18 protein-coding genes and 3 tRNA genes are annotated in these 21,248 nt (G+C 38.5%); 9 read left to right on the top strand and 12 right to left on the bottom strand.

Annotation, left to right across the window (positions count from 1 at the left end):
• Positions 1-21: 21 nt before the first annotated feature.
• The 5 genes from B3E92_RS24055 to B3E92_RS24035 form a co-directional block, all read right to left on the bottom strand.
• Entirely contained in the window at positions 22-489 is a 468-nt protein-coding gene (locus tag B3E92_RS24055) for a hypothetical protein (protein WP_112375142.1), read from the bottom strand.
• A 7-nt stretch (positions 490-496) separates the two neighbouring features.
• A complete protein-coding gene (locus tag B3E92_RS24050) occupies positions 497-973 on the bottom strand; it encodes a hypothetical protein (RefSeq protein ID WP_286898518.1) in 477 nt (158 codons plus the stop codon).
• A 150-nt stretch (positions 974-1,123) separates the two neighbouring features.
• Positions 1,124-2,254: an SH3 domain-containing protein gene (locus B3E92_RS24045; RefSeq protein ID WP_286898516.1), complete on the bottom strand. Its 1,131-nt coding sequence runs from the start codon at positions 2,252-2,254 to the stop codon at positions 1,124-1,126.
• Positions 2,255-2,444: 190 nt separating this feature from the next.
• Positions 2,445-3,227: a CPBP family intramembrane glutamic endopeptidase gene (locus B3E92_RS24040; protein ID WP_286754242.1), complete on the bottom strand. Its 783-nt coding sequence runs from the start codon at positions 3,225-3,227 to the stop codon at positions 2,445-2,447.
• A gap of 103 nt (positions 3,228-3,330) precedes the next feature.
• A complete protein-coding gene (locus B3E92_RS24035) occupies positions 3,331-4,188 on the bottom strand; it encodes a LytTR family DNA-binding domain-containing protein (protein ID WP_286898514.1) in 858 nt (285 codons plus the stop codon).
• Between the two features lie 168 nt (positions 4,189-4,356).
• On the opposite strand from B3E92_RS24035, the gene B3E92_RS24030 reads away from it, so the two are divergent.
• From B3E92_RS24030 to B3E92_RS24010, 5 genes are all read left to right on the top strand, one after another.
• Positions 4,357-5,691, top strand: a complete 1,335-nt coding sequence (locus B3E92_RS24030) for a metal-dependent hydrolase family protein (RefSeq protein WP_286898511.1) — start codon at positions 4,357-4,359, stop codon at positions 5,689-5,691.
• Between the two features lie 237 nt (positions 5,692-5,928).
• Positions 5,929-6,738 carry a hypothetical protein gene (locus tag B3E92_RS24025; protein ID WP_286898510.1) on the top strand — a complete coding sequence of 270 codons (810 nt, stop codon included), beginning with the start codon at positions 5,929-5,931 and terminating at the stop codon, positions 6,736-6,738.
• The gene (locus tag B3E92_RS24020; RefSeq protein ID WP_070562758.1) at positions 6,738-7,502 is read left to right on the top strand and encodes a methyltransferase domain-containing protein; all 765 of its coding nucleotides are present in this window, start codon (positions 6,738-6,740) and stop codon (positions 7,500-7,502) included. Before B3E92_RS24025 ends, B3E92_RS24020 begins: the two co-directional genes overlap by 1 nt.
• 9 nt (positions 7,503-7,511) lie before the next feature.
• Entirely contained in the window at positions 7,512-9,662 is a 2,151-nt protein-coding gene (locus B3E92_RS24015; RefSeq protein WP_070562755.1) for a sensor histidine kinase, read from the top strand.
• Between the two features lie 81 nt (positions 9,663-9,743).
• Positions 9,744-10,829, top strand: coding sequence for a hybrid sensor histidine kinase/response regulator (locus B3E92_RS24010; RefSeq protein ID WP_286768104.1), 1,086 nt, complete (start codon positions 9,744-9,746; stop codon positions 10,827-10,829).
• 99 nt (positions 10,830-10,928) lie between these two features.
• Here B3E92_RS24010 and B3E92_RS24005 read toward each other — a convergent pair whose 3' ends face one another.
• From B3E92_RS24005 to B3E92_RS23990, 4 genes are all read right to left on the bottom strand, one after another.
• The gene (locus B3E92_RS24005; protein WP_286898508.1) at positions 10,929-11,393 is read right to left on the bottom strand and encodes a response regulator; all 465 of its coding nucleotides are present in this window, start codon (positions 11,391-11,393) and stop codon (positions 10,929-10,931) included.
• A 244-nt stretch (positions 11,394-11,637) separates the two neighbouring features.
• Positions 11,638-11,710: transfer RNA gene (locus tag B3E92_RS24000), tRNA-Lys, on the bottom strand.
• 163 nt (positions 11,711-11,873) lie between these two features.
• Positions 11,874-12,608: a carboxypeptidase-like regulatory domain-containing protein gene (locus tag B3E92_RS23995; protein ID WP_139144916.1), complete on the bottom strand. Its 735-nt coding sequence runs from the start codon at positions 12,606-12,608 to the stop codon at positions 11,874-11,876.
• 297 nt (positions 12,609-12,905) lie between these two features.
• The gene (locus B3E92_RS23990) at positions 12,906-16,109 is read right to left on the bottom strand and encodes a S41 family peptidase (RefSeq protein WP_286768105.1); all 3,204 of its coding nucleotides are present in this window, start codon (positions 16,107-16,109) and stop codon (positions 12,906-12,908) included.
• A gap of 539 nt (positions 16,110-16,648) precedes the next feature.
• Here B3E92_RS23990 and B3E92_RS23985 point away from each other — a divergent pair.
• Entirely contained in the window at positions 16,649-17,836 is a 1,188-nt protein-coding gene (locus tag B3E92_RS23985; RefSeq protein WP_286898506.1) for an MFS transporter, read from the top strand.
• 30 nt (positions 17,837-17,866) lie between these two features.
• Here B3E92_RS23985 and B3E92_RS23980 read toward each other — a convergent pair whose 3' ends face one another.
• The 3 genes from B3E92_RS23980 to B3E92_RS23970 form a co-directional block, all read right to left on the bottom strand.
• Complete coding sequence (locus tag B3E92_RS23980; RefSeq protein ID WP_286898504.1) at positions 17,867-18,541, bottom strand: phosphatase PAP2 family protein; 675 nt, start codon at positions 18,539-18,541, stop codon at positions 17,867-17,869.
• A gap of 172 nt (positions 18,542-18,713) precedes the next feature.
• A tRNA-Arg gene (locus B3E92_RS23975) sits at positions 18,714-18,785 on the bottom strand.
• A gap of 232 nt (positions 18,786-19,017) precedes the next feature.
• Positions 19,018-19,101: transfer RNA gene (locus tag B3E92_RS23970), tRNA-Tyr, on the bottom strand.
• A 237-nt stretch (positions 19,102-19,338) separates the two neighbouring features.
• On the opposite strand from B3E92_RS23970, the gene B3E92_RS23965 reads away from it, so the two are divergent.
• The 3 genes from B3E92_RS23965 to B3E92_RS23955 all read left to right on the top strand — a co-directional run bounded on the left by B3E92_RS23965 (position 19,339) and on the right by B3E92_RS23955 (position 20,656).
• The gene (locus B3E92_RS23965; protein ID WP_236560328.1) at positions 19,339-20,022 is read left to right on the top strand and encodes a peroxiredoxin; all 684 of its coding nucleotides are present in this window, start codon (positions 19,339-19,341) and stop codon (positions 20,020-20,022) included.
• An 84-nt stretch (positions 20,023-20,106) separates the two neighbouring features.
• Positions 20,107-20,421: a thioredoxin family protein gene (locus B3E92_RS23960; protein ID WP_046673204.1), complete on the top strand. Its 315-nt coding sequence runs from the start codon at positions 20,107-20,109 to the stop codon at positions 20,419-20,421.
• Positions 20,402-20,656: a DUF6952 family protein gene (locus B3E92_RS23955; protein ID WP_046673203.1), complete on the top strand. Its 255-nt coding sequence runs from the start codon at positions 20,402-20,404 to the stop codon at positions 20,654-20,656. The genes B3E92_RS23960 and B3E92_RS23955 overlap by 20 nt, the downstream gene beginning before the upstream one ends.
• The last annotated feature ends 592 nt before the right edge of the window (positions 20,657-21,248 follow it).

Genomic DNA, 21,248 nt, shown 5'->3' with positions numbered 1-21,248 from the left:
AAGCTGATTGAAGAATCTGAGCTACATATTGATCCGATAATTTAGCGGAATACTAAATCGAAGAGACACCGCAAAACCCTTTATCGGATTATAATCTTTTTTTTCATTGATGGATAATCCATAACCAAAATCAAGATCCACCAATGTAGCCAAGCTCAATCCAACTTTGGGGGTAATGGTATATGGAGTAAGTTCTGTACGAACAAAAGGAGTCAAGACATATGTTTGGGGATAATACGTTATTCCGGCCTCAGGGATTACGGCAAACTTTTTTTGTGTCCATGTAAAGTTAGCTGTAGCATCTGCTCGCAGTATATGATCTCCACTAAAAGGAAATGCGAAATAAGCGCCGGTTTTTAATATACTGCCTTTTTGGAACTGATAACTCAGTGAAGGACCGATTAAATAATCTTGCGCTTTTAGGTTGCTAACCAGCGCTAACAACACAACAAGTGACCCCAGGAGTTTATAAATCGTCTTACTGCGCATTTTTCAATTAATAAATATGAAAATTGAGCGGAATATTTACCCCTACTGAAACGGTAATTCCGTCAATCGGCTTAAAATTTTTCTTCGTATTGTAATCAAATCCATAACCTATTCCCAGATCCACAATGGAGAATAGACTGGCCCCCACTTTTGGCGTTATAGTGTAAGGTGTTAACTCTGCTTTCACAAAAGGGAAAAGAACAAAATCATTTAGATAGTAAGTAAATCCCAGCTCTGGAATAACCGTCGTTTTACCTTCAATCCAGCTGAAATTAGCTCCGGCATCAATTTTCATATATTGAAAATAATTCGGGGCAAATAATCCCCAGCCCGAAACTTTCAGAAAATTACCACTTTGATACTGATACCCTACTGAAGGACCCCAGATCCATTTATTATGTTGTTTCCAGGGCTTATCTTGTGCTTTAGACAACGTAGTAAAGAGAAAAAGGATAGTAAATAACGATAATATTCTTAGTTTCATCCAGCTAAATTACAAACTATAATCTATTTTATGGAATACAACAGGTGCATGCCAGAATAGTTTTACTTAAAACAGAAAAATAGTAAATATATACGCCTACAGCAAATGAATAAAAGTACAGTTTATGCCCGTCTTTAATTATATAGATCTTTAATAAGGTAATATCCTTATTCGGATAAACTGTGATCGTTCGTTCAACGATCCTTCATCGCCCCAATAGCCATCAATATGGTTGGCAGCAGTATATATGCATCCATCTTTGCCCCAAAATATCAATTCCTCTTTCCAAGTTGGCATCCACTCTTTAAAACTAACAAAAAGCATCGGCGTCACCTTTCCTTGTTTCACGTGGAAGAGCTGCAAGTCACCCGTCGATTCATAGGAATCAGCGTGTAAAGTCATCAGATAATTTTTATCGGCAGAAAAGAAGGGATAATCTCCACATTCCACAATAAGATGACCGTCTTGTTTATCAAAAAGCCGCACATCAGCACTTTCCCAGTAATTCCCATCAACAGCAAAAGCATTTAGAAAATCATAATGTCCTTTATACGAATAACTGGCTTCCAATTCATTATCGATATCCTTATCTGTAAAAATTAACTTTTTTCCATTGGTCAAAGGCAATTCTAGGGTTTTTCCGTTTTTAGGATAAGACAGGGTATCCTTGATCAAGTAATTTTTAGCCGTATTCTGAGCGGCTAGGAACGTTTGCTTATCAATCAACTCTAACTGGAGATACTTATCTAAAGAATGCCCCTTTTCATAATACGTTTCTTTACCATTTATCGTAAGTGAGACGATTGAATTTAAATCCCTGGGGGAAATTGTAATCTGATCCTGTTTCCCCAGCTTGGACTTCGCTACATACACCTTTTCCCATCGTGTAATATCACCTGTTTCGCCATTTCTCCCTTTGTAATCACGCTGTATACGGTCCATGACAGCAATCCATTCTCCTTCTTCACCGATCACATCGAGCTTGGTGCCATAGGGATATTTTCCTAATAGCGGAGCCGCTCCATCTGCACCTTGTCTAAGTTCGACTCCAGCACGATCAACAACATAGGTGTTTTTTAAAACCTTTGTCCTGTCATAGTCAATCGGCAAAGGAGGAAATTTAGCATTATCCATCGTATCCTTCACGGCAATGGTTTTAAGTTCAGAAGAATCCTTTAAATCTGTATTATTAACCCTCGTATTGTGACCACAGCTCAAGATTCCCATGAATAATGTCGCTCCAAGGAATAAAGATAGGGGTGAAAATAGTTGTCTATTCATAAAGGTCAAGGTAGCGATTCCCATGCCAAAAAAAAATACTGGTTTTCAGGGGTTCTCCGAGAGCAAATACGATTATCCAAAGGTTCACAGTTTTAGCGAAGTAAAATCTAAAGCTCATTCCAAATTTGGACTAGATCCTTTGAATAGGATATCTATAGCCACAAAGGCTCGTTAAAACCCCGTGGAATTTTTAATCTTTTAGCCATAAATTTTTCCCTTTAATTTGTAAACCGGCCTCTGACTTCCGTACATGAACAATTGTACTAATGATAGCGATAAAGATGGTCAAGAAGCGGAAAAAATTGCTCCATCCATTTCCTGCAGCATTGTCTGCAACATCAAAGATCATCCATGCCAAATTCATCAAAACATGAAGTGCTATCGGTATCCAAAGATTAAAACTCCATTCGGCATACAACCACGAAAATAGGATAGAGCCGAAGAAAGTCGTACAAAAAATCAGGGCCAATTCTCCCAAATCCTGACTCTGATAAAGATGCAGTATAGCAAAAAGGAATGAGGTGGCTAAAATGGATGGAATAAAACCTAGTCGGGTATAGCGATAAACTAAACCAAAAAAATAGGCCCGAAAAATCACTTCTTCAAAAAAACCCGATGACACACTATTTATTAATAGCGTGTTCGGATCTATTTTGCGGTTGAAGGTAAAAACAAGGGCATAGCCCAAGAACATGGGTAAGGTGGCTATAATTCCAAAAGATAGCCCCTGTAAAAAAGAGCCCTTTAAACCAAATTTTTCCAAGAACTCATTCGGCACTTTAGGTTTAAGCAGCGTTGCCCCCAAAAGCAGTGGTCCAAGGCTAATTGAATACGTCAGCACATGCCCCAAAAATCTACTGTGGACATAGTTGCTCATCGTGGGTTGAAGCCTAGCAAAAAACAAATTATCAAGGATAAAGTATATTCCGAAGAACAGGAATAATACCAGCAGGTTTAAACTTTTTGTGTTCATCTTTTTTTTGAGCAAAATTATGCCCCTCATGATGAGTAAACAAAGTTATGTGGCGTATGGCAAGACTTAGGGCTGACTGACAACAGCGAGGCGATCTTCTGCCCTATAAATACGGTCTAACTGATTCCATAGCAGACCTTGAAATAACAGCACAATCTTCAGTATCTGCAAAACGTAACAAGACACCTTGGGCATTCCCTTCCTTTGCAATTACTTTTTCAAAGTTAACAAGAAACGACCGATGACATCGGTGAATAGACATTGTATTCAAGAGTTCAGACAATCGGCTCAACGTAATTCGTACCATCTGCTTCTTTACCGTACCATCCTTCCTAAAATAGATCATGCAATAATTATCCATTGATTTTGCAAAAATAAAATCGCTCGGCAGTAACTTTAACGATTGATTACCATTGGGGATATCGACCAGCCCCAAATGACAGTCATTCATTTGGCTCAATATGATCGCTGGCTTTATCGATAAACGTTCAATCGACGAATTATTCTTTTCATAATACGAATGACGCTTATCAACTCGAAGCAAAAAATAAATCGTAGCAATTGGGCTGTAAAGTGAAAGTGTGTAAAATCCAATATAGGGGAGGTTATTCCACTGTAATGGGGCCTGATTGATGAACCAGCCATGATAGACGAAATTTAAAAAAACTGATAATAGGAGCACAAGAAAAATACGAAATAGTTCTATCGCAATTGTTCCCCTTTTTTTACGTAAGAGGACAGAAATTAAGGCATATGCAACGGATAATATAACCCCATATCCGGATAACAAGCTAAATTTATAGGCATGCTCAAAATTATACGTTCCAAATGGCTGAAAAACCAGTAGGAATACATAAGCGGATAAGCCTAGTAAAGAGGCATAGGAGAGCAGCTCTCTTATGGATACAATTTTGGGAATTACGCTATTTAAATAATTTAGAACAGGCTTTTTATATATCATGATTGGATAAATTTAGCGTTTTTGGCCGGCAGAGTGAAAATTTATAGCGAAAAAATTGAAATATATTGAATTTATGATTTAACTTAGAAGATATTTTTTCAAGCCAACATTAGTCGCTCGAATTAAAATTGATTTGTCATATTATATATTAACGTAATTCTCCAAATTATGCGTTTAGGTCAACTACTTACTTTATTTCTTTGCTCGGCTTTTATCCATTTCATCCAAGCACAGGAAAAGCAAGTTTTAATAGAAAATGTTAAACTGCTCGATTATAAAACTCAAATGTTAACTCCGCCAAAACATGTTTTAATAAACGGTAACACGATTCAAACCATTAGTACATCTCCTATTGACGTGCAAGGTAAGAATATCGTTAAAATAAACGCTAAAGGCAAAACCCTAATGCCTGGATTGATTGATGTACATGTCCATTTGGTATTTGGAGCTTTGACAATGCCTCAAATGATGACAAATGACCTTTCCGAGGAATTCTTGATCAACACGGTGGGGCTCTCGGCGCAACAGATGTTAATGCGGGGTTTTACAAGTGCACGAGATGTCGGTGGCCCTATATTTCCATTAAAGGCGGCGATCGACAAGGGTAAGCTTCTAGGCCCTAGAATATGGCCTTCTGGTGCTGTTGTTAGTCAAACAGCGGGGCATGGAGATTTTCGGACACCGGAGGAAAAATCGCGTCGTTTTTTTGGTATTGTCTCTCGTGCGGAGCGATATGGAGCAACATTCATCGCCGATGGTCGTGATGAGGTTCTGACTGCAGTACGAGAGAATCTGAGATTCGGAGCAAGTCAGATTAAACTCATGGCGGGTGGGGGAACTTCTTCAGCATACGATCCTGTGGATGTTACCCAATATACGCTAGACGAAATGAAAGCAGCAGTAGAAGCAGCCGAAGACTGGGGAACCTATGTCACCGTACATGCGTATACGCCAAGAGCAATTCGAAGAGCGATCGAAGCTGGTGTAAAATGTATAGAACATGGACAATTGCTCGACGAAGAAACTTTACAGCTGATCGCAAAAAAAAATATCTGGCTTAGTTTACAAAACCTGGTGGAAGATACACCCGATATGGATCCACAACGAAGAATCAAGCGTAAACCCGTCATTGAAGGTCAGGAAAAAGTATGGCCAATGGCTAAAAAATATGGAGTAAAGCTAGCTTGGGGTACAGATTTCCTTTTTGAGCCGGAACTGAATAAAATGCAGAATGCTTTTATTTTGCGACTTCAAAAGTGGTTTACAAATGCCGAGATCATTAAAATGATTACTCAAGACAACGGTGAGCTTCTGCAGCTTTCGGGATTAAGAAGTCCTTATCCTGGCAAGTTGGGAATAGTAGAAGAAGGAGCTTTGGCAGATCTGATCCTTGTAGACGGAGATCCGCTTAAGAATTTAAAACTATTGGCAGATCCAGAAAAAAACTTTTTGTTGATCATGAAAGACGGTCAGATTCATAAAAATAGCCTCCAGAGGCATTAATATTTACAAGGTGAAATTTATTGTATCTCGAAAATCCGCATCTTAAGATGATAAAATGTATTTTCGATGACATCAGTTAAAACGGGCTATTTTGGCTCGTCAAGGTGAAAAAGGAATCAAACAATTTTACCATCACATGGTGCAGGCGGTTGCATTACGGTATAATTTATTTGAAGAGTAAACACCTTTGCATTTAATTGATTAGTTTTGCGTTTAAACGATAAATCAAAGCATTCGGTGGCATTATTATTCAACGACGGGCGTCCAGTAGTAAGACTAAGAGCATTTCGGGCTATCGACGATCCCCAAACCTGTGAACGTTTCATAGAAGGACACGCGCATGTGTTAACTGCTATAGGCGTAAAGAAAGTAACTTCTTCCAAAAATGACTGGATGTACAATCCCGCATCATTCGTACTGATAGTAGAATCCCTTGATGGTGATAAAGTCTATGGTGGAGTACGTATACACGTATCTGGAGGGAGTGAACCACTTCCGATTGAACAGGCCACGGGAGCGATGGATGCCAAAATCTTAGACCTTGTTTATGATTATGCGCAACAGGGAACCGGTGAAGGTTGTGGGCTTTGGAATTCCCGGGAGATCGCTGGATATGGTATTGGCAGCATATTTTTGACGAGGGCTGGTGCCGCTATCAGCACACAGGTTGGCATTAAATCGCTCTTTGCTTTATGCGCTCCTTACACGGTGAAATTAGCAGAAAGTGTTGGCTACCGCATTGATACAAGTGTTGGAAATAATGGCACGTTCTATTATCCTAAGCTGGATCTGCTGGCTACGGTAATGATTATGCGTAATCTTGACACCTTGAACGAAGCCGATCAAGAAAACAAAGATGCAATTTTATCACTTCGGAATAATTCCAATATTGTCCGCATAGAAACTTTGCGGAATAAGGAAATTGAAATTCATTATCAAATCGATATTCCGAATCTCAATCAATGGGATTTAAATGAAATTATTAAAAACCTGAAACATACATCATTAGATCACAAACCAGATGATCGTAATTTAAATATCTTATAATGGACACTAAACATTATGGTGCCGGCTATTTAATGGATACCGGTGATTTTCTTAAACAATTAAAAATACATTCATATACTCCTTTTAATACGATTAAAGAGGGCGTTGTCGTCGATCTAGGTTGTGGCACTGGAATGGATGCCATCAATTTAGCTAATATGCTAGGCCATAACGTTCTTGTCGTTGGATTGGATCATGATAAGGCTTTAATCGAACATGCCAAAACAAGCAGTGTGGAGGTAAAGAACGTCGACTTTGTTCAGGGTGAAGTTAATCAACTTAGCTTTACAGATAATTCCATTGCTGGCATCAGAATGGAACGTGTTGTACAACATCTTCCGGAAGCACCGAAAATGTTTGCTGAGGTTCACCGTGTTTTGCGTGAAGGTCAACCCCTAGTCATCGTCGAGACGATCTGGAATAGCCTGACATTTTACAGCAAGCATGTGGGTATTGAGGCTAAGATATGCCATTATTTGACCGAAGAAAAAGTCAACAATGGCTGGGCTGGGAATAAATTAACTTCAGACCTATTGACTCAAGGCTTTAAACAAGTTCAATTGCAAACATTCTGTATGGTAGCCCGCTCGAAAGAAGAAGCCAACCGCTATCTTTTCTTAGATAAAATTCTTTTGGAGATGGTCGAAAAAGGGAAGTTGAGCACAGCTGAAATGGAGGAATTTCAAAACACATTGGACCAAGCTGATGAAGCGGGTTGTTTCCTTGTTTCAATGAATTTAGTTATTGCCGAAGCAAAAAAATAGCATATAGTGATGAAATGCTGGCTTAACTTGATCTTCTTATTTATTTTTACGTGCAGTTCAACTTGTTTTGGAGAGGTTATTATCGATCAACCGACGCAGCGTGTATTGATCGGATATGGTCTCGAGCGTTATATGGGGAAAGGAGAGCCTAACTTTGCGGATACTTCAGCTTCCTCCTTCCAGTCGCTAGAAAGCAAGGTACCCAATTTGGGCATATCACCCACTGACATCTGGTTCCGATTGCCTGTGACAAATAAGGGAAAAGAGAAACTTGAACTCTTGCTCGAAATTGCCTACCCTCTCTTGGATGAGGTCGAACTTTTTGTACCATCATCAAATGGGCATTATAAATCGATCAAACTGGGCGAGCATCAATCTTTTTCGGCTAGAAAATATAAGGTTCCTAATTACGCATTCGACATCCAATTACCCGGATATGAGAAAACGATCTTTTTTCTTCGTGTAAAAAGTACGGAACAGATTATTCTCCCGATCTATTTAAGTAACGAGCGCAGTTTCTTAAAAGAGATGAATGACGACAGTTTGATAAGCGGGATCTATATTGGTATTGTCGGGATTATGGCGATATACAATTTATTCCTGTTTTTTTCAGTTCGTGAAAGGGGCTATCTGTATTATGTCCTTTATGTTCTTTGTGCAGGAATAACACAAATGGGCATTAAAGGTTATAGTTTTCAGTATTTGTGGCCAAATTGGACATATTTTGCAACAAAAGGTCCTATTATCTTCGGATGTTTATCAGGCTTATGCGCCCTGCTTTTTGCAGATTCATTTCTTCAATTACCGAAAAATGCTCCTCGGTCAAGACGTGTGATTACTGCTTTTATCATCCTTTTTGTCGTTGGTAGCCTTCTTACACTGCTCAACCTTACACAACCAGCGTTCATGGTTATGCAGCTAACAACAGGAGCAGGCTCTTTATTTGTCCTTTACTTATCCTATCGGGTAATGATAAATGGCTATAAACCAGCTAAATATTTTGTTTACGGTTGGACAATTTTACTATTAGGTTCTGTCGTCTTTTTATTGAAAGATTATGGCATTTTAAAATATAACGATTTTACGAGTAACGCCGTACAAATTGCATCTGTTGTGGAGATGGCCTTATTGTCCTTCGGTCTAGCTTATAGTATCAATATCTTAAAAGAAGAAAAAGAAGCATCACAAGTCAGGGAATTAGCGATCTCATTAGAAAACGAAAAGTTGATACGCGAGCAAAATATCGTATTGGAACAAAAAGTAGATGAGCGGACACGTGAATTAACAGAATCTAATGAGTCTCTACAAACCACTCTTACCCACTTGAAGGAAACACAATCTCAACTTGTCGAAGCCGAAAAGATGGCCTCTCTTGGTCAACTGACTGCGGGGGTTGCGCACGAGATCAACAATCCAATCAACTTTGTTACATCCAATGTCGCTCCATTAAAGCGTGATATCAAGATGATCTGGGAAACGCTGGAGGAGGTAGAACGTATAGCTTTTAAAGAGGGGATATCCGAAACGGAAAAGCAATTGCAGATCAAAAAATTCAAAGAGGACCTGGATATCGATTATCTGAAAACAGAGGTAGATTTTCTATTAAAAGGGATGCATGATGGGGCCCATAGGACCGCCGAAATAGTAAAGAGTTTGCGGATCTTCTCGCGTGTAGACGAGGATACATTAAAATTTGCAGATCTAAACGAGGGGTTGGAGTCAACAATGGTTATCCTCAATAGTTTATTAAATAACACGATTGAAGTTGATAAGATCTATGGTGATATGCCAAAGGTCGAATGTCATGCCGGCAAACTCAATCAGGTCTTTTTGAATATTGTGACAAATGCTATTTACGCCGTGAATAAGAAGTTTAATCACGATGTTGGTGGTAAAATATGGATTGAGACCGGAGTTCACGCGGATAATACCTCCGTCTTTATCAAAATCGCAGACAATGGTATAGGTATTCCAAAAGAAATTCATGAACGGATATTCGAACCATTTTTTACAACAAAAGACGTTGGCGAAGGTACTGGTTTGGGAATGTCCATAGCCTATAATACCATTGCGAAACATCATGGTAAAATTATCGTAGATTCAGAAGTGGGACAGGGCACAAGCTTTACACTCCTCATTCCAATTCAACAAAACAATTAATACCACTATAAACTTAAAATAGTTCAATTAACTATTATTTTTTCATATCTTTTGTAAGGGATAAAACCATATAATAAAATTATGCAGAGGGAGCTTGAAATATTATATATCGATGACGAAGTAAACAATTTGGTTAGCTTTAAAGCGAACTTTAGATACGATTACGCTATCCATACAGCATCCAATACGAGTGAGGCCGAAACGATCCTTCATGCTCATCCTGATATCCGTATTATCTTCTGTGACCAACGTATGCCGGATGAGATGGGCATCGATTTTTTGCACCGCATTAAAAAAGATTTTCCAAAACCAATCCGTATTCTTTTAACGGCTTATGCCAATATGGAAACTGTAATTGATGCAGTTAATAAGGGCCATATTTTTAGGTTTGTCCGAAAACCCTGGATGAATGAAGAAATCGTTTCCGCAATAGAAGAAGCTAATAAGTTTTATGTTGCAAACTCCATGCTAGAGGTTAAGAATCAAGAGCTACAAAAAGCTTATGATGAATTAGATAAGTTCGCTTATAGCGTTAGCCATGATCTTCGTGATCCATTGACCGGGGTTCTTTCTGCGGTGAAACTTGGATTAGAGTTTGACAGCATAGATCGTATCCATGAGTTGTTATCATTGATGGATAGTTCCTTGGTCAGCTTAGATGCTTATATTGACAGTCTGCGCGACTATTATCTTTTACGAAGAGGAGAACTCATGTTGTCAGCGATAAATTTCGAAGAGCTCTTTGGCAACATACGCCAGTTTTACAGCATGTATACGCAAAATAAGGATGTGGCTTTTGAAATTTCAGTGGATCAAAAAGAAACCTTTAGCGGAGACAAAGCACTTTTAGAACTGATTTTGCATAATCTTCTTTCTAATGCTTTTAAATATCAACGTAAAGGGCAGGAAAACCAGTACGTCAAACTCTCTGTATCCGTATCAGAACGTAAAGCTAAAATTATGGTGAGTGACAACGGAATAGGCATATCTCCAGAGTATGTTGAAGATATCTTTAAATTATTCTTTAGAGCCAGTGATCAAGCGAAAGGCATGGGATTTGGGCTCTATAATGTTCAGAATGCACTCTTAAAACTACAAGGGAAAATCGAAGTACAATCACAACCCAATCAGGGTACAACCTTTACCGTCGTCATACCGAGCAAATAATCCTTTCACTTTCGGCAATCCGATGCGATGGCAGCGAAGAGCATCACAAAGCAAACAGACATTTTAAATAAAAGTTGACTTTCCTAAAATTATAATCCTTTAGGAAAGTAGCTTTTGCCGAAGCAAAAACTCCAACTGATCATTTGAAGTCTCAAGTTGAGAATTAGTCTCCACAATTTTTTTGCGCTCAGCATAGACATCATAAGCGCGTTGAATCGTTTGATCGAGCTCCTCTTCACTCCAAGGCTTATTGAGGTAATGAAAGATTTTTCCTTTATTGACCGCATCAACGACAGCTGCCATGTCCGTATATCCTGTCAAAAGGATACGCATTGGGGCCGCATTGATCTTAATAATCTCTTCCAAAAACTCTACACCGGTCATTTCCGGCATACGTTGATCAGTAATGATAATATGTATCTGGTTGTTTTTGACAATATCGATTGCATCGGCACCACTAATTGCCGTAAACACTTTATACTTTAGTCGAAATGTCGCTTTAAAAGAAAACAGATTGTTTTCTTCGTCGTCAACGTACAATATCGAAATCTTCTTGTCTTCCATAAGCTTATCGTCTGAAATACAAATTTACGTAATAAATTCGCTGAATTAATAACAGATTAAAGAGTTTTATGTTTTCCTAGCAGAAATAATACGGGATAGCTGATAAAAATAATGGATTCGTTATCCGATGATTATAACATTCAACATTAGAAAAACGATTTAAAGTTAATAGCTGCACAGGGAAAATAATCCAACTTGTATTGAAAAAAGCCATCCTACATTTGTAAAACGGCTTTTTTGAAAGTGACCCCGCTGAGGCTCGAACTCAGGACCCACAGATTAAGAGTCTGTTGCTCTACCAACTGAGCTACGAAGTCATTCGATAATCCAAATGTAAGGTTCACCGCAGAAAAAGTCAAGTGGAAAAGAATATTTTTTTGACTTTTATGACATTCAAGCGAGATTTTTGGCAGCTGTCCCATAAGAAAAACAGACTCAAATATGTCATTTAAACAAATTATTCTTTCGCTCCATAATGTCTTATTTCCTTGCCACAGCAATCTTTCCCATAATCATTGGCTTAACTTCCATTTTTATTGGTTTATCCAGTTGTATTTTACTCCCCTTTTTGATTGAAATCACAACCGTTTTATAGCCTAACATCTGTGCACGGAGCTCCTGATCTACCCGAAACAGAGATTGCGGTACCCAAAGTTGAAAATCTCCATTTTCATCCACTTGCGTACGGTAATTTCCCAAGGACACCTCTGTTCCCATCATACTTACATCGCTTCCAGCACAAACTACTTTACCTTTTATGCTTACTTTTGTGCTATCGGGGCTTCCTTTTAATGTTGAATTATCATTTGTTGATGAGCTAACCTGCCCCTGCTGCTTTATCTGATCATTTTCTGTTTTTGTTTGGACAACGACAACTTCTCCAGTCAATTTGTTTTGTGCTTGAGCAGCATGAAAGCTCAAGGATCCAACCAACAAGAGGCCCGCAGCGATCCCCGGCCATCTTCCTTGCCAAATAGGGTTTTTAGAAAAAGAAAAAGGGACATCCAATTCACGCATCAACTGATCTTCATAAAATCGACCACATAGCCCTTTACCGGCTTTTTTTATTTGATCTACAATTTCCTGATCATCCATCTGTGAAAAATCTACAACCATCTTCTCACATTGACCACAAAAACGCCCTTGTTCTTGTGGCGTCATCTTATCCCACTCTGCAGAGCAAGAGTCCTTCACTTGTAATATAATCTTTTCCATGTTGTCTCCTTTTTTTATATTTTGAGAAGGGATGCAGGAAAATCGACTATTGCATAATGAAACAGCAAAAAATCACTAAACACTGATAAACAGGCAATTAATAACACACCTTAAAATTATATGTTGACTTTTTAGGGAAAGGGTGGCCCGAATGAAGTACATCATACGCTGAAGGGCGATATAGCAGAAATCGGAAGATCAGGTTCATAAAAATGCCCCCAGAAAGTGTCTAACTTTTTGGGGGCACTGCAACTTTGGACAGTTTATTTAAAGTAAGTAATGTTAGCGCTAACTTCTTTATTTTATACTGTCAAGAATTTCTTTTATAGCTCTTTCCAACTGCGGATCTTTATTTTCCATCCGATCTTGTACGGTATTTTTTACAAGAATATCTGGGGCAACTCCAGTTTGTTCGAGATCCTGACCATCAAGCGTATAACATCCCCAAGACGGAAGTCGATAGTTTGATCCGTCGACTAAGCCTTTAGCAGAAGTAAAAATAATCCAGCGATAGGTCTCATTACCGATGATTTTGCCCAACTTAAGTGCTTTAAAGCCCGCTGCAGTCATTTCAGCATCACTCAGCGATTGCTCATTAATCAATAAAACAATAGGCTTGGCAGATGGTGCAAAATTACTTTGTGGCGCACGTTTACCACCTCGGTATTGCCACTGTAAGTAAGGGCGTTGTGACAGGAATCTTAAAACCTCATCGTGTACATTTCCGCCTGTATTATAACGCAAATCTAAAATAATCCCTTGTTTGTTATTCTCCTGTTCGGCCATGTCGATCAAGAACCGCTGTAACTCAGTATCCGACATATTTTTCATATGTGAATAGGCTATCTTATTGCTACTCAACTGATCAACTCGACTTCGGTTATCTCTAATCCATTGGTCGTAGAGGAGATCTCTAAACACGGCGCTTGATACCGGACGAATGTTTGTCTGAATTTCCTTGCCATTACGATTCAAGGTCAATTGAATTTCTTCTTGCAGTGAAGGCCAAGTAAAATAACTATCGCGGTCTGCCTGCGTATTCAATTTTGTTCCGTTAATCGCGATGAGGATATCACCCGCATGAATATCAGCTTCTTTCTTTGCCGCGGGGCCATTCGGAACAATATAGCTGATCTTGTAAGGATTGCTGGAATCATAGGTCACACCGATTTCATTCGTTACAAAACCAAACGGCTTACGTTCTTCCTGTCCCATTGAACTGAAACCCAGATGCGACGAATTGAGCTCGCCCAACATATCATTTAAGAGGATGCGCAAATCTGTCCTATCGTTGATACCTGGAAGATACTTTTCATATTTCTTTTTTATCGCAACCCAATCCACTCCATGGAAGTTGCTATCGTAGTAATTTTCCTCTAGATTGGCCCATGTTTCATAAAACATTTGATTGAACTCTTTCTCGAGATCCCGATTGAATTTAAAACTCATTGTAACCGCATCAAGCTTATTCAAGTCAAGATTGTATTTCTGAATCGTTCCTCGGGTCAATACGAAGTATTTTCCCACCGACTCTACAAAATTCTCCATGCCTCCGTCAGCGACTTTTTCGGTTTTGGCCGGTGCAAACAACTCATATACGGTACGATAAGTACTATATTTTCCTTCATGATTGGATGAATAGAACAGATAGGATTTATCCCCCTTTTGTATCACCAAAGGATTAGATTGTGTTCCAAATGCAGGACTCACTTGCTCAATTCGATCACGCAGTCCTTCTAAATCCAATTGAACCAAACCAGCTTTCTTGGGTTCGGCTACCGGTATTGCGGTTGGCTTGCCCTTATCGACATCATTTTTCTTTTTATCCTTAGCGCCAGCTTCCTTCTTAGCTGTACCAGTTTTATTTACTGTTGTATCTTTCTTTTCGGGTGTTACAAATAATTCATCAAACTTTGCACTACGGTAAGGTTGGTCAAAGTTGGTCAATGCCATTCGGAAGATGCTGGAGTTTTGCATACCGGTAGGATAAGAAGGCTTAGTCCTATTACTCGCAAAATAAATATATTTACCATCAGGAGACCAATATGGTGCTGCTTCTGTAACTCCTGTATTTGTCAAATTAGTCGTTTGCTCATTTTTCAGGTTATACACAAAGATATCCTGTTCAAAATTGCGCATAGCTGTGAACAAAAGATAGTTTCCATCAGGGGAGAATGAGGGCGAAGAATTTTGAAATGCCCAGATTTCATCTTTAACCACTGTTTGGCTCTTCAAACTTGTCAAATCCAATATACGTACTTCATCACGACCACTGAGGTACACAGCTTTTGTCCTATCTGCATTGCACGTAATATCACGGTTGTTACGCAGATCTTGTGTCAATTGCTTTACCTCACCTTTACCGTCTGCCGTGCGTGAAAACCAGTTCTGGTAGCCTTGATACGTTTGGCTATAGAGTAATGTTTTACTGTCTTTAAGCCATTTAACCTCCATGACACGTTCTCCCTGACCGGGCATCTGACGAACAAACTTTCCTTCAATATCCGAAACGAACAATTCGCCACGTGATACAAATGCCATTTTCTTTCCGTCCGGAGAAACGTCGAAATTACTGATGTTACCTGAAATGTTAAACTCTTTCAGCTTTCCTAGCACTTGATTGCGGTTAAGTGCGATGTTGGGCTGTACGGTTTTCTTTCCATTGACATCATAAATATAAAGCTGATAGCCCTTTTCAAATGCCACTTTAGTACCGTCTGCCGCGACAAACGGACGTTTGATTGATTCTTGGAAAGAAGTCAATTGAGTTTTCGACTTTCCCGTTAGTTGATAAAGGTTGTACTCACCATTGCTTTCATCGGACACATAGAATATGTTTCCTTTTTGGTCCACAGTGGGCCAAAAATCCTTACCGATATAATCTGTATACTGTTGAAATGCCTTTGTTTTGGGATTATAAGACTTGATATCTGGATTGAAAGCACCTTTATATCGCTTGCGGTTCGCCGAGCTATAGCCTTCCCAGCTGTCATTGAATAACAATTCTCCCGAAGGAGTTGGCACCACGTTACTGATATAATTAAAGACATGTGGAAATAACCTTGTCGCCGTACCTCCATCCAAAGCAACTTGATAAGCGCTCATTCTATTGTAACGCGATGATGTGAAATAAAGCGATTTGCTATCCCAGCTCCAGCTGTCCACTTCGTCCGAAGCATCATGCGATGTCAGCTGCCTTATATCTCCACCCGCCAAGGGCATTACATAGACATCCATATTACCGTTTTGATTGGCGGAAAAAGCCAACCATTTTCCATCTGGGGAAATTCTTGGATTGATTTCATTTCCTTCCATTCCTGTTAACCGTACCGCAACACCACCTTGACTTCCAACTTTCCAAAGGTCACCTTCGTAGCTGAAAACCATTTCCTTTCCATCGGGACTTAAAGTCGGATGGGATAAAAACGTGGGTTGTTGGGCAATAACACAGGTTGTTCCAGCATAGGCTAGAACTGTACTTAAAATTAGTTTCTTTATCATGTTATCTAGGAGGCTAATAATTGTTTGCCAATACAAAGGTAGAATAGGTATTGAACAAACCACCATGAAATAGCGAAGAATTTTATATTTTTATTCCTTCACTACATCAGCATTTAATTGTTGACTTTCTCCCGTTATTTCACTGCTATTATTTTCTAATGATATGGAAGCCCAAACTTCTTCTATTTTGACTACCACATCGAATATCTTCTTAAATTAAAGTATTCAATACAAATAAACTGAAACAAATGTGTCCATTTTCGGTTCCTATACAAGGAATGATTACGTATAATATATGATATTGAATAAATAGGTTTAGCCGAATTCAAAAAGCACATCGTATTATTTTCTTACCGGAAGATTAAGGTAGAAGATAATTATCGAAACTAGCGCATATAATTATCATCACGCCGATATGCTATTTAAATATAGACATATTTCGTATCCTTATTGCAACATAAACGTTCAAATATTTTTTGAATCATTATATTTTTTAATGGGATACTTATCCTTAACTTTGCACCCTCAAATCAGAAACTATGGACGCAACGTTAACTCACTCAGAAGAAGATCTTTATAAGAAACGAAATCGCATAAGAATTGCGGTATCGCTTTTCTTTTTTTGCCAAGGTATCGCGTTTGCATCTTGGGCAAGCCGCATCCCCGTTATCAAAGCTCATCTCAACTTAAGTGAGGGTCAATTGGGGACAATTTTATTAATGCTTCCAGTCGGACAACTTGCAACGATGGCTCTTTCAGGAAAATTGGTTACAAAATATGGAAGTGCTAGCGTTTTGCGTATCGTACCCATCGCTTACACCTTGGTCTTGTGCTCCATCCCCTTTGCGCAGAATGCCTGGCAGTTAGGATGCATATTATTTCTATTTGGTGTAACCGGTAATATGTGTAATATATCTGTTAATACACAGGGTGTCGCAACGGAGCAGGTTTTCAAAAAATCAATAATGACTTCCTTTCATGGAGCCTGGAGTATCGCTGGTTTCACAGGAGCACTAGTAGGCTTGTTAACGATGAATTTTGGACTGAACACCTTTTACCATTTTTTAATCATATTAGTCATTGTCACAGCGAATACACTAGTCAACCAAAAGTATTTGGTTCCTGGCAAATCTCCTCAAAAGGAAAAGCGCAGTTTTTTCTCTAAACCAGAAGGTGGCTTACTTCAGCTCGGCATCATCGGCTTTTTCAGCATGGCAACTGAGGGGGCAATGTTCGACTGGAGTGGGGTGTATTTCAAGGAGATCGTTCAGGCGCCAGAGAAATTTGTTGTCGTTGGCTACGCTTCATTTATGATCATGATGGCTACTGGGCGCTTTGTTGGTGATGCTGTCATTCGGAAATTGGGCCGAAAAAGGACCCTGCAGTACAGTGGCCTACTGATGTTCATCGGGATGATGACATCGGTTATTTTTCCCGAATTTATCATCTGTACCCTAGCTTTTATGTTGGTCGGTATCGGTGTAGCTTGCAATGTCCCCTCCATCTACAGTATTGCCGGACAGAACAAAAATGTGCCCTCTGGAGTGGCTTTGGCCATGGTTTCAAGCATTAGCTACTTGGGCTTTTTAATGGGACCACCTTTAATTGGGTATATTGCTGAAGCCTTTAGCCTACGCTATTCCTATGGTGTTTTTGCCTGTTTCGGACTGTTGATGTTTATAATGGTTGGACGATTATCTTTATTCAAAGACACAAGCCAAACCTAATCGAACGATGGAAGTATCTTCTTACTGAATTTAAAGTTTGACCTGAAGAAATCTCGTGCTGAATGACATGCGTTTATTTTTCAAGACATAAGACATGGCAAGTAAATAAAAACAAGCCGTACCGCTTCCTAAAATTGATCCAAACCAAACATCTTCTACGAAATGCTGCCCCAAATACACCCGAGAGTAAGCTGTTAATGCAGCGAGAATAAATACAGTTATACCAAAAGCTTTATTTTTTGAGAGAATACCTAACGTAGCCGCCAGCGCAAAGGCCGAAGTTGTATGTCCGGAAGGGAAGGAGTTAAAGTGCGCTACACGCAACCAAGAAACAACATGGAATGTAGGATTTCCATGAAATACGGTTGCCGGTCTATCGGCATCGAAAAGGTTTTTCAGTATACAGCAGATCAGCCCCGAGAAAATATATGTCCCCAGGATAGCTCGGGCAAAATTCCATTGCTGCGTACAGCAGTAGGCAATAAAAACACCTATAACAAAAAGACCGTCTCCAAAATAAGTCTGTATTGTAAAAAGAATATCAGCCCAAAATGAATGACGAGTATTCACAAAATGGAATGCATCTTCCTTCGGAATAAATATAACAACAGCTGTCATTAAGACTATCCAAATGCTAAAGCAAGCAAAAAAAGCAGGGTTAGCTGCATATACCTTTCTAAATTGGTATAATAAAAATTTTCCCATTCAATTTATATTATCGGATTACAGGCCAAAAGTAAAATTGCTGTAAATAATTATCCGAAAATAATCATTCCAATAAAAATTTACAATTCTATTACCTATTTATTTTGATAAGAAAAGGAAAAGTTTTATTGAATAAACAAAAAAAGCGATGGAAATCCATCGCTTTTCTCAGTAGCCCCGAGCAGAATCGAACTGCTATCAAATGTTTAGGAAACATCTATTCTATCCGTTGAACTACGGGGCCTTTCAGAAGCCAAACTTAGGCTTATTTTATATATAAGTCAATAGCTAGTCTAAAATCCTGTTATATTTTTTTAAAAAAGAGAGGTAGCCACTATATAGACTCATTATACCAAAGCGATTAACATTGACCATAGCCAAAATATATATCAAAATCGTTTCACGTACGATGGAATAGTCACGATCAACCGCAAATTTAGAACCTGTAAAATAGACTGGATTTAGAAAAGAAAAAATGGTGGAGGGAGAAGGATTCGAACCTTCGAAGCCGAAGCAACGGATTTACAGTCCGTCCCATTTGACCGCTCTGGAACCCCTCCAGCATTGTGCTGTTCTAGAATTGAACGTCGCAAAAGTAGCTTTTGATTTGCAAAACTGCAATAATTTTTGGGTATAAATCTGTAACTAGCGCAGTATGAATTCATTTATTTTCATGCAACATATAAATGGTCTGTTAATCATCAGATCAACCTATCATTATTATAATAAAAACTTATTGTTATAATCTAGTCATAATAGATTTTGACGATAGTGTATTGGTAAAATCAATTCGCTTTTTGGATCGAGTTGCTGTATCTTTGTGTCAACAAAAAAAAGAAAGATATATTATGAGTTTCACAGGTAAAAGTTTTCCAAGCATTACAGTAGATGCAATTGATTATTTAGGCGACAATTTACAGATCAACATTTTTGAAAAAGCAGTTAAAGAAGGTAAAAAAGTGCTTTTATTTTGGTATCCAAAAGATTTCACTTTCGTATGTCCTACTGAATTACACGCTTTTCAAGAAGCAGCTGCTGAGTTTGAAAAACGCAATACAGTCTTAATCGGCGCTTCTTGCGATACAAATGAAGTACACTTTGCTTGGTTAAACACAGCAAAAGATAACGGTGGAATTGAAGGTGTTGAATATCCTCTATTGGCAGACACCAACCGCAACTTATCAAGTATATTAGGAATCTTAGATGTTCAAGAAGTTGAACACCCTGAATACGGAACATTGGCACAAGGTTCTGCGGTTACTTATAGAGCAACATATTTGATCGACGAAACTGGCCGTGTATTCCATGAATCAGTAAACGACATGCCTTTGGGTCGTAACGTTAAAGAATACTTACGTTTGATCGATGCTTACGCTCACGTACAGAAATTTGGCGAAGTGTGTCCTGCAAACTGGGAAGAAGGTAAAGATGCAATGAACGCAGATAGAAAAGGTGTAGCTGATTATTTAGCTAAACACTAACAATACAAGACCACAGTGTCTTTTCGACAGGAGCTTTTCCCGGCTCCTGTTGATTTCTCCAACAATCACCTTAAAAATAAAATCATGTTACAAGAATTAGAAAACGATAATTTACAAGAAATTGTAAACAATAACGATATTGTAATGGTTCAGTACTCCGCAACTTGGTGTGGTAACTGTAAAATCATGAAACCGAAATTCAAAAAATTGGCTGGCGAAAATGATAGCGTACCTTTTGTTATTGCTGATGCAGAAAAATTCCCTGAATCCCGCAAACTAGCAAATGTCAATAACCTACCCACTTTCGCTGCTTTTAAAAACGGTAAATTAGTCAATCAGGTACAAACAAATAAGTTAGACGCATTAGTAGAATTATTCAATGAAACTACCAGTAATTAAGCATTTGACAGAGTTCATCGAGCAGAATGATGTAGATTATGTCTTGGAAACAATCGAGACACTGGAAGCTTTAACCGAAGCTCCTTTGAAAGATGAAGAACTTGACGTTCTTGGTGAATTGATTTCAAACCTATACGGAGCTGTAGAGGTAGATAAATTAATTAAAGAAGGTAACTCCAAAAAAGACGCGTTAAATATGTTTATGAAGCGTGTTCTAGGTGCCATTGATAAATAGTGTTTGGTCCCAAAAACATTCGCGTGAAACTTTCTTTAAAGGTTGCTCCTGTCGTTTTTGAGCATTTGAAACATAGAGACTAAAATCGATTGAAATTTGTCAAACAAATATACAATTGGCTTTAGACCAATACAGATTTTTTTGAAGGTAGCGGAAAACCTATCTTACCTTAAATATCGCTGTATTGCAGCATCTTAAACGCATGACGCCGCTATATTATATGTTTTCCAAAAGCTAAAATGTTGACAAAATTTAGCAATGTGGAAAACTAATTAAGGTAATCTGACAGAACTAAATATTTTCTACATATATTTACTTATGTTAAAGGTTGCCACTTGGAGCGAAGCGACAAAATAACTATTCTCTAAAAATTCGTTTCAGGAAAAAATATTTTAATTGTTAAACGGAAATTCCAGCTTGATTGGGATTTCCGTTTTTTATTTATGCCTATATTTTACCATTTAGTGATCTATCCCTCTACCTCGTCACTCAAACTAGCTTCCTTTTATGGCCCTAAGTTTAATTCGCCTAATATCCATAAGTCAAAGCAATATACCAACGTCACAAGTGGGCTAATTAAAGACTGTCAATT

The organism is Sphingobacterium sp. UBA6317, from assembly GCF_002440385.1.
Taxonomy (GTDB): domain Bacteria; phylum Bacteroidota; class Bacteroidia; order Sphingobacteriales; family Sphingobacteriaceae; genus Sphingobacterium; species Sphingobacterium multivorum.
The sequence above is the reverse complement of the archived record's forward strand: the minus strand, read 5'-3'. Positions and strand labels throughout refer to the sequence as shown.